Below are 14377 nucleotides of genomic sequence, written 5' to 3' on the forward strand. Positions count from 1 at the left end.
GAGAGGAGTCGTACACATGGACAAGGAGAGACGGAAAGAGCTGCTCGAGGAATACAAAGAGATTAAAACCTATATAGGCGTCGTCCAAATTACGAATACCGCGAATGGTAAAGTGTTTATCGACAGTTTTCCGAATTTGAAGAACAAATGGATGACGATCAAGATGCAGCTCGATATGGGCAGGTTCGCGAACGCCCAGCTGCAGAAGGATTGGAAGGAGCATGGGGAAGCGGCATTCACCTTCGAAGAATTAGAACGCAAGGATGCGTCCGAAGTGAAAGATGTTCGCTGGGAGACGAAGCAGATGAAGAAGCCTTGGCTTGACCAGCTTCAGCCATATGGGGATAGAGGATACAACGTCCTTAAGGACAGTCAATAAGCAGCCACTACTGCTGCACAGTTGCAGGTGGCAACCGCTAATCTAATGCCGCCGTCATGGATGATTCCATTCATGGCGGCTTTTTTGTGCCCATTTTGACGTGTCCACGCATGTCCAAAAATTTCTTTCGAACGAAATGAACAATTCCGCTTGAACCGAAGTCTTTCCCTATATGAACAGAGAGGAGACTTTAATTTATGAAAAGATTAATAGAAGCAGTCATGCAACGCTCCAGCATTATTCTTATCTGCGTTGTACTCATCTTAGCATTCGGTGCTGTGTCGGCAGTCCAGATGCAGCGCGATTATCTGCCCGGCATTAATAATACGACTCTGATGGTATCGCTGCGTGCTTCGTCGTATCAAGCGGACCAAGTGAAGAGAGACATAACCGCTCCGCTTGAGGATGTGATTCGCAAGACGAATGGCATCGTCAATCTCGAGACGACCTCCTATGACGGCGGCGTTCTCATGAACATCGCTTATCCGATGGATTACGACATGAACAAGGCGGAGAATGATCTTAAACAAGCGCTTAATGACGCGGCGCTGCCAGACGGCGTGAACAAGCCGGCAGTCACTCGATTGACGTCGAGTACGTTCCCGATCTTGAGCTACAGCTTGGCTGCCGGCTCGAACAAAGTGGATGATCTGACGCTGCAATCTACGATTCAAACGGACATTGTCAATCAGCTTAAATCTGTTCCAGGCGTCTCCGATGTGCAAACGGTTGGCGGAGCGAATCGCGGATACGTCGTCGTCCTGCGAATGAAGGATCTCGTAGCGAACAACTTGACGCTGGATGACTTCAACAAGTCGATTACGGCGGATATTCCAAGCCTAACCGGCAATATTGCGAACGTGAAAGCCTCGTTCCCGATTCGAGTCGAGGGCTGGGAACTCACCGAACAGCAGCTGAACCAGCTGGTCATTAAGAATAAGGACGGCCAAGGCGTTGCCTTGTCGGACGTCGCTTCCGTGCACCAATCGTTGACGGATGTGAAGACGGTCTCGAGAGCGAACGGCAAAGCGAACGTCATGCTTAATGTCATCAAGACGCCTACGGCTACCATCACTGGTGTGGCCAAGCAAGTCAAAGAGCGGGTTGCCGGCATTCCTGCGGTGAAGAGCGGAGACGTCACGATGTCGCTGCTAACAGACCGGGCTCAGGATCTGAACAGCTCCTTGATGGGTCTTGTACGTGAAGGACTACTGGGCTGTCTATTCTCGATGCTGTGCGTATTGTTCTTCTTCCGCAATGTACGCTCAACGCTGCTGATTGCGGTCACGCTGCCAATCTCGCTGCTAGCGACGACTGCGGTACTGAAGTCGATGGGCGTGACACTTAATATCCTGACCGTATCTGGTCTGATTGTTGCGATGGGCCGTATTGTCGACGATGCGATCGTTATTCTCGATAATATGTACCGCCGTGTTCAGGAAAATAAGGACAAGCCGATTCTCCATGTGCTGTCTTCTTCCGTCGTGGAGATGCTGCCGGCAATCTTCGCGTCGACCGCAACGACGATCGCGGTATATGTTCCGATTGCACTCGTAGGCGGTATCATTGGCGCTTCCTATGCTGGATTCGCATGGTCAGTCGTTATTGCACTGGCAGTTTCGTTCCTCGTCGCTATGTTCGTCATCCCGGCTTTCGCGTTTATGGGCTGGAGACAACCGAAGACTGAAGCGGTAACGATCGAGCCAATCATGAAGCCGCTGCTCCAAGGTGCTTTGAAGCATAATAAGACAGTTATCAGCATTTCGCTTATCATCTTCATCGCTGCCGCGGTGTTTGGCTCACAGCTGTCGTTCAGTCTGCTGCCTAGCTCAGCAAGCGGCCAAGTTGCCATCCAAGTCGAGCTGCCAAAAGGGACGCCATTGTCTGGCGTCGACGATGAGGTGAAGCAGGTTGAAGGCGTATTGCGCAATAACGCAGCCATTTCGTCCTATACGGCTACTTTTGGCTCGTCGTTTGCACCGACGGCAGATGACGTATTCGACCAAGGCGGCGGCTTCATTCAACAGCCGAATATCGCGAATCTCTCGGTGCAGCTGAAGAATAAGAAGGATGTCGATACGATCATCCCGGCATTGCAAGCGGATCTGAAGCAAGTCGCGGATGCGGGTCACGCCGCAATAAACGTCACGAACCAGAGCCTTGCAGGCGACGACTCCTTGATCAAAATCATGCTGACAGGCGCAGATCAAACCACATTGGAGCAAACCGCTCAGGATGTACGCAAGCAACTTACGTCCATCCAAGGTCTCGCTGTAACAGGTGCAACAGATTTAACGAATGGCATTCCGAAGTACGCCATTACGATCAATAAAGAAAAAGTACTTGAAGCTGGAGTAAATCCGGATGAGATCAACAAGCTGTTGGTTCGGTATACGTCGAAGGCGAAGGATTTTGACATTCCGGCCTCGACTTCTGCGAATGGCTCGATCCCGGTCGATGTCTATATCGATTCGGTGAAGAGCGGTACAGTGACTGACTCCTTGGTGCCCGTCTATACGCCGGAGCAAGTATTGGCGTCGATGGCAGCAGAGACGGTTAAGGGAAGCGGCGATAAGACGTATCGCCTCGATGAGTTCGCAACGGTTCAGAAGAGCAATTCGCTTGCTTCTATTCAAGAGCATGATGGGCAGCCATTCTCCGTCGTCCAGGTTCAAATTACTTCGAAAGACCTTAGCAAGGTGTCCAAGGAAGTGAATCAGACGCTCGGCAGCATGCAGCTTCCAAGCGGCGTAACGTATTCGCTTGGCGGCATCACGCAGCAGATCACGCAGATGATCATTGAAATTTCAATTGCCGTTGTCGTGTCGATCCTGCTCGTGCTGCTCATTACCAGCTTCGTGTTCAAAGGCTGGAAAGCGCCTCTAGCCGTGCTGCTAAGCATTCCGCTTGCTTTGTCCGGTATCGTGCTTGCTCTATACGCCGTTCATGGACAATGGAACTTGGCTGCTTTTATCGGTGTATTGATGCTTACAGGTATTGTTGTGACGAACGGAATCGTGCTTATTGATAAAATCGAACGTAACCGCAGAGAAGGCATGGGGCTGCGAGAAGCCGTCATGCAAGGCAGTCTGTCCCGAATTCGTCCGATCTTCATGACAGCGGGGACGACTGTGCTTACCTTGATTCCGCTCGCGCTGTCGGGCAGTGCAGATACGGTTATTTCGCAAGTGCTCGGCATCGTCGTCATTGGCGGTATGATTACATCGACATTGAATAGTTTCGTCGTTATTCCGATCATCTACGAGTGGATGCAAGGCAAGGCTGTACGCAATGCGGATCAGTCGCTGAAGACGATGCAAGGATGATAGGGCTGTTTTAGGAAAACCTACGAGAAGAAAGGGGAGGTAAACGATGGGCAATCTGACTTCTTGGCTTGAACATTACGGATATGGACTGATCTTTCTGTCTTTATTTCTGGAGATGCTCGCTTTACCTCTCCCCGGCGAGATGATGATGAGCTATACCGGGCTGTTCGTCTTCGAAGGAAAGCTGAGCTGGCTGCTAAGTATGGTCTCTGCAGCTGGCGGCGTGATCGGCGGTGTCTCGTTATCGTATTGGATTGGATACCGGCTCGGTCAGCCATTCGTCGCCAAATACGGGCACCGCGTTCATCTTGGCGAGGCGCAGCTTGCCCGGTTAACGAAATGGTTCGAGAAATACGGAGAAAAGCTCCTGTTCATCGCCTATTTCATACCAGGTGTACGGCATGTGACCGGCTACTTCTGCGGCGCAACCCGAATGCCGTTTCGCCGCTATGCGCTCTACGCGTATCCCGGGGCGATATTCTGGGTGGGCTTATTCATTACGCTTGGTAAAGTATTAGGGGCGAAGTGGGAAGAGTACCATACGACGGTCAATCATTATATGATTATGTTCGGCGTCGCTTCCGGGTTGCTTGCGGTCGTGATCTATCTGTACAAGAAGTATAAGGGCCTCGTTCAAGCTGCACTCATGGATTTGCTATCGAGAGGGGGCAGCCATTTTCATTCCCTCGGCAAAGTAAAGTTCTTGCTGCTCGGCGCATTCGTGCTCCTGGCGGGGTTTGTTTCGCTCATGCTTGGCATGATTCAGGACTTTCTTGGCCATGAATTCAGCCAGTTTGATGAAGTCGCTTCTTATATCGTGCTGGCTGGCTTCGGCTCGGAGTGGCATGATCAGATGCAGCTGTTCGAGAAGCTGGGAACGTTCGCTTTCTATGGTCCGCTAATAGTGGTGACAGCCATTTGGATTCTATTCAGAGGGCATAACCGAGCGCTGGAGCTGATCTTCTTGATCTGGGTGGTGCTTGGCGGAGAAGTGCTTAATGAAGGGTTAAGAATGATTTTTCACCGTGCGGGTCCTACTGGAGTCGGCATTCCATTCTTGTACACGTTCCCGAGCAAAGAGACGCTTACCTCGCTTGTCGTGTGCGGGTTTTCTGCGTTTCTGCTGCTGCGGCATTACCGGAATCACGCGGCTCATCTCGTTGTGCCTGCAGTCGTCATCCTGCTCTGCCTCATGATCGGCATCAGCCGGATTTATTTCGGAATGCAATATCCAAGCGACGTTGCAGCAGGCTATGTATTCGGAGGCGTCTGGGTTTGTCTGAACGTTATTCTGCTTGAAGTGCTTAGAAAGCTTCAAAATCAAAACGCTCGCTAACGCGTAAAGACAACGACGGGTAGAGCGAGCTTGGTGTTTCAGTAGGAGTTGAAGAACGAAGTGGTGGACGAGGAGCTGCATGATACGATTCATCGCGCTAAGCAAGGCGATCAAGAAGCGTTTGCTGCACTTATAACGCGATATAAAGGCCATGTCTACCGCTACGCTTTCGGCATGCTCGGCAACCGAATGGATGCGGAAGACGCTGCTCAAGAGGCGTTTATTAAAGCCTATTATGCATTGGCCAAATTAGATAACGAATATGCCTTCTCGTCTTGGATCATCCGAATCGTCGCGAATGTATGCAAAGACCGGCTGGGAAAGCGTGCGAAGATTAACGAGCTGGAATCGATGGAGGAGCAGGATGAAGCGAAAGTCGCGGATATGCGTGCACCAGACACGTTGGAACAGCTGACGCTTGCAGAGGGGCTTAGCCGCTTGAGCGCAGAGCATCGAGAAATTCTGGTGCTGCATGAGATTCAAGGGTACAGCTACGAAGAAATTGCAGTTATCATAGAAGTACCGGTCGGGACTGTGAAGTCTCGGCTTCATGCAGCCCGGATGGGCTTGCGAAGAGAATTAAGGAGGGAGGACTAGGCGTGCACAATCATCCGGAAGAACAGTTATCCGCCTACCTCGACGATGAATTAGAGGAAGTGGAGAGGCAGCAGGTTGAAGCGCATCTCGAAACATGCGAGTCCTGTCAGGCTATCGTGGATGACCTGCTCGGCTTGAAGCATGAGTTCAGACTGACGTTTGCCGCAGTCGAAGCGCCGATGAACTTGGAGAATCGGGTTCTGCTCACGCTCCGCGAGGAAGAGACTCCGCAGAAGTCCGTCCGGTACTGGCTGGCAGCGATTCTTATTGCTATGCTTCCGCTGGCAAGTCTATATTTATTCGCTGGACCGATCGCCCTGAAGCTCCTTCATGGGGGATATAAGCTGATCGTGACGCTGCTCTACATGGCCTCACACTTTATTCTCAGCGTACCTGTCTTGTCTGCGAGTACGATCATGCTTGCCATAATCATCCTTGTGACGAGCGGTTATTCATTAAAACGGCTGCTGCAAGCAAATGCCGGCTGAAAGGTTTGAATGGAATGAGAAAATCGAGAAAATCGATCTTTACGATAAGCTTGCTTATGCTTCTCATGCTCCTTATCCCAGGGGTAGCGTCTGCCAAAAGCATATTCGAGCATCACAATACAACCGTGCCGATCGGGCAGTCCGTGGATGACGTTTACGTCATCGGTGGTGACGCCGAAGTGCAAGGTCAAGTTCACGGCATCGTTGTCGTCATTAACGGCAATCTGCATTTAGCCAGCACGGCTACGGTTGACGGTGTTGTCGTCGTTATCGGCGGAGAAGTCGTTCAGGACAACGGGGCTATGCTTGGTGACGATATTTATACGATATCGCTCGATACGGCAACACAGAACAGCTTGCTGCTTGGAAGCGGGCTTGTGATGAGCTTGTGGGTACTTCAGCTTGCAGGCGGCTTGCTGATGGTTCTCATCCCGGTGTTGATCCGAGTGTTAGGAAAGCGGCGAATGGCTGAGTTCACGGAACAATACGAGCAATCTGCTATGGGAAGGCTTCTGTACACGGGCTTCTTCAGCGGTTTGTTAGTTGCGGCCATTAGTATGCTGCTGCTCGTAACCGTAATCGGCATCCCGTTCCTCGTGCTGATTCTGATCGCATTAATTGCTGCGATGGCACTCGGCTTCACCGTGATCAGCTATCGAATCGCTGACCAGATCAAAGGCACGGAACGAATAGCCGATTGGTTGAAGGTGCTCATCGGCGCAAGCGTGTTAACCGCATTCACGACTATCCCGCTCGTTGGCTGGATGATCTTCATCATCGCGATGCTGATGTCGTTAGGCATCTGCACGCAATGGCTGGCGGGGAAGCGCAAGAAGAAACCGAAGAAGTAATCGAAGAAGAAACCGAAGAAGAAACCGAAGAAGAGATCGATGACATAACCGAAGAATTAACAGATGGAGAAGGGGCAATCCCTATGCTGCTGGCAGCTGGCCAGTGGTATAGCGAGATGGCCCCTTTTTCTTTATGCTTTTGTACTTTCGCTCGAAATCATTTACATGACCATTAATTGGTATTAGTATAAAAATAATTTTATGGCTCGTTTGGCATCCTGTATACATACTTATCCAACTGCATCCTAGAGTAGAAAGGAAGTTGTTACGCTTTGGAATTATTTCATGCCGTCTTACTGATGCTGCTCATGATCGGGTTCTCCCACGTGATCAGCCGGTTCATACCGACGATCCCATCACCGCTTATCTTGATCGCGCTTGGCGCGGTCGTCGCTTTATTGCCGTCAGGCGTACATATGGAACTGGAGCCGGAGCTGTTCTTCATCTTGTTTATCGCGCCGCTGCTCTATAATGACGGCAAACATACGTCGCGCAGAGAGCTATGGCGGCTGCGGGCGCCGATTCTGCTTCTGGCGGTCGGGCTTGTGTTCGTCACGGTGCTGGTAGGCGGCTATTTCATTCACTGGCTAATTCCGACGATTCCGCTCCCGGCGGCTTTCGCGCTAGCCGCCATTCTCTCGCCGACTGATGCTGTCGCCGTTGGCGCGCTGGCCAAGCGAATCCATATGCCGGAGACGCTGATTCGCTTGCTCGAAGGCGAGTCGCTCATGAACGACGCCTCGGGACTCGTCGCGTTCAACTTTGCCATTGCCGCTACGGTGACCGGCGTGTTCTCGATGACGCATGCCATCTTCAGCTTTCTCGTCATTGCCGTTGGCGGGCTGCTGGTTGGCGCCATTGTTGCCTTGATCATCGTTTGGTTCGGCGTCATGCTGCGTAGAGGCGGGCTGGAGGATGTTACGCTCCATATGCTGATTCAAATTTTGACCCCGTTCGTCCTTTATTTGATTGCGGAGGAGATCGGCGTCTCCGGTATCTTGGCTGCGGTAGCCGGCGGGCTTGTCCATGCTATTGAACGGGATCGGGTTGAATCGTCTATGCTGCGGCTGAACATCGTCTCGAATAATACGTGGTCAGTACTGCTATACGTACTGAACGGACTTGCCTTCCTATTGTTGGGACTGCAAATCCCGCATGTAACGAGCGTCGTCTGGCGCAATACGCACATTGACAATACGCAGGTGTTTACCTACGCCTTTCTCATCTTTCTGCTGCTCGTCGTGCTGCGATTCGTCTGGACGTTTATCTTTACGCGCAATCAGCGGCTGTTCGGCGTTGAACAAGAGCAGGAAGTGCCCGATTACAAAATGCTCCTGCTCACCTCGCTTGGCGGCGTACGTGGGGCAATAACGCTCGCAGGCGCATTCTCGATTCCCTATGTGCTTCAGAGCGGGGCTTCGTTCCCGGAGCGGGACATGATGATATTTATCGCAGCGATTGTCATCTTGATTTCGCTCGTTGTCGCAAGTGCGCTGCTGCCTCTCCTCTCGAAGCCGAAGGATGCGCCTAGTACAGCAGAGCAGAACCGTCTGGAGCAGCGTGCTCGGGTTCGCATCCTGCAAGCCGCGATCGAAGCGCTGAAGACGGAGCAGAGTCCGGAAAATGAACCGGCTGCAATCTCCGTCATTACCGACTATCAGAAGTGGGTGCAAGAAGAAGCGATGATCTCGCATACCTATGATACAGGCCAGCCGCGATGCCGCGATACCGAAACCCAGCTGCGGCTGAAGGCAATCGATGCTGAACGCCGTTGCGTCAAAGCGATGGTCGAGAACGGTACCGCGGATCCGAAGCAAGCGATGAAAGTAACCGAGATGCTCGATCAGATGGAGCTCGTGCTGACCAAGCAGTCTCGCATGTGGCGTGCGCTAGTCAAGCTGTTCATGAAGAAGGTGTTTGCAAGAGATCACAAGCGTAATGTGAAGCATCACGAGGAGCGGGAAGCGATGAAGGCGCTCAAGATCTGTATGTGTCAATCTGCGATCGCTGAATTGGGTGTACAGAAACGACCGGAAATTGCCACCGAAACAAACTATGTCATCTCGCAGTATAAACAGATGCTCGGTCGATTGTCGCTCTTGCAGGGCTCTCGGGCATCAGAGGATCTGGAGCAGAGCGATATCAAGAAAGAGATGTACTGGGTTGCTATCCAAGCCGAGCGGGATATGGTTCAGACGATGTATGAAAGCGGCGAAATTACGCGGGAGCTTGCCAGTGATCTCAGAGGAACGATTCGTGATCGTGAAACGGCGATATCGGAGATTATGTAGCGAAGCGTAAGATCAAGAGGGAGAAGCTATATGGAACCTATTGCACTAAGCAACAACGAGCAAACGGCTGTGAACCCCAAAGGCTACTTATTTTCCAATAGGGACCTGCTGAGGCTGTTTCTTCCCTTAACGGTAGAACAGGGGCTGGAATTTCTGGTCGGCATCATCTCATCTGTCATGGTCGCGTTCGTGGGAGAAGCGGCAGTGTCAGGCGTTTCATTGGTGGAATCCGTCATGGCGCTGTTGATCAGTTTATTTGCAGCGCTCGCAACGGGCGGTGCGGTCATAGCCGGACAATACCTGGGCTCGAAACAGAGGCGAGAAGCACGCGAATCCGCGCAGCAAATGTTCTGGTTCGTTAGCATCATTTCCATCGTTATCATGATTGCTGTCTATGCGGCCAAGTCCTTTATCCTCTTTAACTTGTTTGGGCAGATATCGGATGAGGTGCGCAGAAATGCTGATACGTATCTGGTCTTCGTGTCGTTATCAATCCCTTTTCTAGCTGCCTACAACGCGGGAGCGGCGATTTTCCGCACAACCGGCAATGCGATCATCTCTATGAAAATCGCGCTGCTAATGAATTTCATCAACGTGGCAGGAAGCGCGATGCTGCTGTATGGGTTTCATATGGGAACAGAAGGTGTGGCTATCGCAACGTTGATCTCGCGGATTATCGCTGCAGCAATCATTCTCGTTGTAGTTGTAAATCCGGATTACAGCCTGCATATTCAGAGGAGCTTGAAGCATAAGTTCGATTGGCGGATGATCAAGCAAATCTTAAGCATCGGGATTCCATACGGACTGGAGAACAGCTTGTTCTTCATCGGACGGATTATTGTGCTGAGCCTCGTATCGACCCTTGGTACGGCAGCTATAACAGCGAATGCGATAGGCGGATCGCTTGCGGTATTCGAAGTGCTGCCAGGAGTTGCGATCAATCTCGGATTTACCGCGATCATCGCCAGATGCGTAGGGGCAGGGGATTACGAGCAGGCCAAATATTACACGAAGAAAATCATGGCGATCGTGTATGCTTCGCAACTCGTATTCATCTCTCTGATTCTAGCTTTACTTCCGCTCATTATGAAAGTATACGGACTTTCTGAAGCTACTGCAGAGCTGACTCGACAGCTTGCTTGGTGGCATGGTGTTATCGCGATCATCCTCTGGCCGTTCGCTTATACGCTGCCGGTTACGTTCAGAGCTGCAGGTGATGCGAAGTACCCGATGGCCATCGGCATTATGGCGATGTTTCTGTGCCGGGTCGTGCTGGCTTACTTGCTCGGGGCGCATTTTCATATGGGCGTGTTCGGTACATGGATTGCGATGTTCTCGGACTGGGGTTTCCGATTCATCTTATTTACGTATCGATATTTCAATGGCAAATGGATGCGATACCGCGTCATTTAAGTAGTTGGACTGCTTCACTCCGGTGATGCAGTCTTTCTTCATGTTTGGGCAATTTATTATTTTTCCGAACGACTATAGATTGCGATGAGCGGTAGCATATGATGGTTTATCCTGATAATCCGGAGAAGGTGGCATGTTGTTTAATTCCCAATCAATCCAAATTTACTGCGTATGCTGCAAAGAAATTAGGTGGGCGACCACATGCCTACTCAAGAAACATGGTTATGAACATAGGAACCTCGAGCCTGAAATGTACCCCGTATCGGTATGCTTGGACTGCGAGGAAGAGATTGTGAATAGGCTGAGTTTGTATATGGAATCCCAAACGGATGAGGACGAATAGGACAAGTTAAGGATAGCCCGCCCCCGCTTCTTGCTTCTAAAAGGATGTTTGAGCTGCGTTCATAGATGCCAGCAGCACCAGCTGACGGATGTGCGCAAATGCGGTTACAAGTTGTTTCGTAGGAGAAGGGGGATTGCGCATGGGAGACGAAGAATGTTAAATACAATCAGGAATACCACATGGTATGATGAATGCAATGCCAAGTGGAAAAGAGGCTTCGGATCGATGCTAGACAAGCTTAAGGAGTGGGCTAGGGGACTTAAACGAAAAGTGTTTATTCTTTATACCGCGTATGTGACTTCCTTCGCCTTAACTGCAAATGATTTTGACGTAAGAGGGTTTCTTATTGGCGGGAATGTGGCTTATGAAGTTCAGCTAAGCTCGTCCACGACAGCCGTTTTATTCACTGTCACTGGAACAGACGAATTTGGGAACTTGGCGGAGGATCAACGGTTTCCTCAAACGGAATTGAGCTTTATTCCGCAGCTTAGTCCGATTGTATAGAGCTGGATAAGCGTATAGAGCAAGATAAGCAACGAGGGGCTCCCATGAACATTCTGGAGCCTCTTTTTTCTTTGGAGAAGTACCTCAATGGTGATAACTTTTTGTTATTGGCACCTAACTTATCGATAGTACAAACCTTCAGCGCTTCGATGTTAAAGTAAATGAGCCGGTGAGACACTAACCGCGCTGAAAGAATCACAGGACGAAGAGGAGAAGATGACATGGATCATTTATTCACACCGTTTACTATAAAAGGCCTTGAACTGAAAAATCGGGTTGTCATGCCGCCGATGTGCCAATATGCCGTAAAGAGCAAAGATGGCATCGTTAATGACTGGCATTATATTCACTACGTCAGCCGCGCAATCGGCGGCGCGAGCCTGATTATCATCGAGATGACCGATATCGAGCCGGACGGCCGAATTACCAACTTCGATCTTGGACTTTGGTCCGATGAACAGATTGCGCCATTGAAGCGAATTGTGGATGCGATCCACGCGAACGGCGCTAAAGTAGGCATTCAAATTGCTCATGCCGGACGGAAAGCCGAAGACGCAGAAACTCCCGTAGCGCCGTCTGCCATCCCGTATGACGATAAATCGAAGACACCTCGTGAGCTGACTACGGAAGAAACGAAGCAGATGGTTGAGAAATTCCGGTTAGCCGCGGAACGAGCTGTCAAAGCGGATGTGGATACGATTGAAATTCATGGGGCGCATGGTTACTTGATCCACCAGTTCCAATCGGCTTATACGAACAAACGGACGGATGAATACGGTCAAGATAAGACACGATTTGGCCGGCAAGTCATCGAGGCGGTCAAGAGCGTTATCCCAGACTCCATGCCGCTCATTATGCGCATCTCGGCTAGAGAGTATGTCGATAGCGGATACGGCCTGGAGGAGAGCATTGCATTCTCCGAGGCATATCGGGACGCTGGTGTAGACATGTTCCATATCAGCTCCGGCGGCGAAGGTCCGATTCTCGCGCACGGCAGACCTGGAACGCATGTCGCATATCAAGTGCCTATGGCGAGAGAGTTCAAGCAAGCATTGCACGTTCCTGTCATTGCCGTCGGACGATTGGACGAGCCGTCATTGGCGAATGCCGTAGTCGGCAATGACGAAGCTGAGCTCGTAGCCGTTGGCCGCGGGATGCTGAGAAATCCGTATTGGACACTTGAGGCAGCTGCGAAGCTGGGGAAAGAGATCCAATATCCAGGCGTGTACGGACTTGGCTTTGGAATCAAGTAAGTAACATTGCATGTAAGATGAGAATCTATCTCCCTATCACTTCTATGTGCTAACTCCTCCATAACTATTCCATGCATAGAAAGCGCTGCTCCGAATCCGCGGGCAGCGCTTCTTTGTCTTTTTCCTGTATAAGGAAACGAATTTCCAGCCAAAATAAAAGCAATATTTTGGAAGGGGGGAGCCAAGTGGAGCCGCGTGTTCTTGAGGATGATGTTAACGAAAGCATTACGGTCAATTCTGAAGCACTGCACCATATTTTTGAACATTGCGCGGATATCGTATTTCGACCGTTAAATCTTACTGACCGGTCTCATATTCTACTAGTTTATATCGAAGAGATGACCGATTCGACTAAGCTCGAGCAGATTATCTCGGCATGCATGATTAGCCGTGATTTCAATCGGCTGACACAGTATCAGGTCGTTCATCGCATATCGGAGATTGCCGCGAAAGTGTTGAAGGGCAGCACGGCCATATTTATTGACGGCATTCCTTACGCCTATTCAGCGGATCTGACCGCATTCCATCAACGTGCGATTAGTGAGCCTTCGAATGAAGCTTCCATTCGAGGTCCGCGTGAAGGCTTCACCGAGGATTTGAAAACGAATTTAAGCTTGATTCGGAGAAAAATAAGCCACCTGAATTTAAAGTTCGAATTGTTCCAAGCAGGAGAGCTGACCCAAACCGAGTATGTGGTCGCCTATATTGACGGGATTATTAAACCGGAGCTTCTCGAAGAAGTGAGAAGGCGTCTTCAGACGATTCGCACGAACCAGCTGCTGGACTCCAGCTATATCGAGGAATATATCGAGGACAGAACCTTCTCGTTATTCCCGCAAATTCAAAATACGGAACGACCAGATACCGTTGCCGCGAGTTTGCTCGCAGGGAAAGCAGCCATTATCGTCGACGGATCTCCGAACGCTCTATTGCTGCCGATGACCTTCTGGGCCGGCTTCCAGGCGGCTGAAGATCATTATGAGCGGTTCTTGTACGTTTCGGCGGTGCGGTTATTGCGTCTTATGCTCGCGATCATGTCAGGCTTGCTTCCTTCCGTGTACGTTGCGCTGACAACGTTCCATCCACAAATGATTCCGCTTGCATTGATGCTCAGTATCTCGGCTTCCAGAGAGGGCATTCCGTTTCCGACGGTAATCGAAACGTTGCTGATGGAGCTGATGTTTGAAGGGCTGCGGGAAGCCGGACTTCGGCTGCCGAAAGCGATCGGATCAGCGGTCAGCATCGTCGGCGCGCTTGTCATCGGGGAAGCGGCCGTTCAAGCTGGCTTTATATCTGCCCCTATCGTCATGATCGTGGCGGGAACCGGGATTGCCTCGTTTGCTTTTCCAAGCTATAGCCTGGCATTGCCGTTCCGTATATTGCGGTTTCCGCTGCTCATATTGGGCGGATGTCTGGGACTCTACGGCGTCGCTATCGGGTTATTATTCATCATCATTCATTTGGTCACGCTGAAATCTTTTGGGGTCCCTTATCTAAAGCCTGTAGCGCCGATCGGGAAAAATTTCTGGAAGGATACGATTATACGATTGAATAAACGTTTCGTATCGTCGTCGCAAAGAAACCAATGAAGAAACG

Annotated in this window: 12 protein-coding genes; all 12 read left to right on the forward strand. The window is 50.7% G+C overall.

The window, feature by feature from the left end; all coding sequences use genetic code 11:
* Positions 1 to 16: 16 nt before the first annotated feature.
* Positions 17 to 379 (forward strand): GIY-YIG nuclease family protein, encoded by a 363-nt coding sequence (locus A8990_RS00635; RefSeq protein ID WP_116187080.1) that lies wholly within the window; start codon positions 17 to 19, stop codon positions 377 to 379.
* Positions 380 to 576: 197 nt separating this feature from the next.
* Positions 577 to 3705: an efflux RND transporter permease subunit gene (locus A8990_RS00640; protein ID WP_116187081.1), complete on the forward strand. Its 3129-nt coding sequence runs from the start codon at positions 577 to 579 to the stop codon at positions 3703 to 3705.
* Positions 3706 to 3751: 46 nt separating this feature from the next.
* The gene (locus A8990_RS00645; RefSeq protein ID WP_116187082.1) at positions 3752 to 5041 is read left to right on the forward strand and encodes a bifunctional DedA family/phosphatase PAP2 family protein; all 1290 of its coding nucleotides are present in this window, start codon (positions 3752 to 3754) and stop codon (positions 5039 to 5041) included.
* Positions 5042 to 5089: 48 nt separating this feature from the next.
* Positions 5090 to 5638 carry an RNA polymerase sigma factor gene (locus A8990_RS00650; RefSeq protein ID WP_245995786.1) on the forward strand — a complete coding sequence of 183 codons (549 nt, stop codon included), beginning with the start codon at positions 5090 to 5092 and terminating at the stop codon, positions 5636 to 5638.
* 2 nt (positions 5639 to 5640) lie between these two features.
* On the forward strand, positions 5641 to 6126 hold the full coding sequence (locus tag A8990_RS00655) for an anti-sigma factor family protein (RefSeq protein WP_181909338.1): 486 nt from the start codon (positions 5641 to 5643) through the stop codon (positions 6124 to 6126).
* Between the two features lie 14 nt (positions 6127 to 6140).
* Positions 6141 to 6977: a hypothetical protein gene (locus A8990_RS00660; protein ID WP_116187084.1), complete on the forward strand. Its 837-nt coding sequence runs from the start codon at positions 6141 to 6143 to the stop codon at positions 6975 to 6977.
* Positions 6938 to 7153 (forward strand): hypothetical protein, encoded by a 216-nt coding sequence (locus A8990_RS31205; protein ID WP_147306748.1) that lies wholly within the window; start codon positions 6938 to 6940, stop codon positions 7151 to 7153. The genes A8990_RS00660 and A8990_RS31205 overlap by 40 nt, the downstream gene beginning before the upstream one ends.
* 96 nt (positions 7154 to 7249) lie before the next feature.
* Positions 7250 to 9268 (forward strand): Na+/H+ antiporter, encoded by a 2019-nt coding sequence (locus A8990_RS00665; protein ID WP_116187085.1) that lies wholly within the window; start codon positions 7250 to 7252, stop codon positions 9266 to 9268.
* 30 nt (positions 9269 to 9298) lie between these two features.
* Positions 9299 to 10681: an MATE family efflux transporter gene (locus tag A8990_RS00670; RefSeq protein ID WP_116187086.1), complete on the forward strand. Its 1383-nt coding sequence runs from the start codon at positions 9299 to 9301 to the stop codon at positions 10679 to 10681.
* A gap of 568 nt (positions 10682 to 11249) precedes the next feature.
* Positions 11250 to 11528, forward strand: coding sequence for a hypothetical protein (locus tag A8990_RS00680; RefSeq protein ID WP_147306749.1), 279 nt, complete (start codon positions 11250 to 11252; stop codon positions 11526 to 11528).
* 221 nt (positions 11529 to 11749) lie between these two features.
* Positions 11750 to 12781: an NADH:flavin oxidoreductase/NADH oxidase gene (locus tag A8990_RS00685; RefSeq protein WP_116187089.1), complete on the forward strand. Its 1032-nt coding sequence runs from the start codon at positions 11750 to 11752 to the stop codon at positions 12779 to 12781.
* A gap of 185 nt (positions 12782 to 12966) precedes the next feature.
* Positions 12967 to 14370 carry a spore germination protein gene (locus tag A8990_RS00690; protein WP_116187090.1) on the forward strand — a complete coding sequence of 468 codons (1404 nt, stop codon included), beginning with the start codon at positions 12967 to 12969 and terminating at the stop codon, positions 14368 to 14370.
* Positions 14371 to 14377 lie beyond the last annotated feature (7 nt).

It is taken from the genome of Paenibacillus taihuensis, assembly GCF_003386535.1.
Taxonomy (GTDB): Bacteria; Bacillota; Bacilli; order Paenibacillales; family Paenibacillaceae; genus Paenibacillus_Z; species Paenibacillus_Z taihuensis.

Excerpts from the sequence above, each read along its gene's own strand:
- A8990_RS00635 (WP_116187080.1), top strand. The coding sequence starts at position 17 with ATGGACAAGGAGAGACGGAAAGAGCTGCTCGAGGAATACAAAGAGATT.
- A8990_RS00640 (WP_116187081.1), top strand. The coding sequence starts at position 577 with ATGAAAAGATTAATAGAAGCAGTCATGCAACGCTCCAGCATTATTCTT.
- A8990_RS00645 (WP_116187082.1), top strand. The coding sequence starts at position 3,752 with ATGGGCAATCTGACTTCTTGGCTTGAACATTACGGATATGGACTGATC.
- A8990_RS00660 (WP_116187084.1), top strand. The coding sequence starts at position 6,141 with ATGAGAAAATCGAGAAAATCGATCTTTACGATAAGCTTGCTTATGCTT.
- A8990_RS31205 (WP_147306748.1), top strand. The coding sequence starts at position 6,938 with ATGGCTGGCGGGGAAGCGCAAGAAGAAACCGAAGAAGTAATCGAAGAA.
- A8990_RS00670 (WP_116187086.1), top strand. The coding sequence starts at position 9,299 with ATGGAACCTATTGCACTAAGCAACAACGAGCAAACGGCTGTGAACCCC.
- A8990_RS00680 (WP_147306749.1), top strand. The coding sequence starts at position 11,250 with ATGCTAGACAAGCTTAAGGAGTGGGCTAGGGGACTTAAACGAAAAGTG.
- A8990_RS00685 (WP_116187089.1), top strand. The coding sequence starts at position 11,750 with ATGGATCATTTATTCACACCGTTTACTATAAAAGGCCTTGAACTGAAA.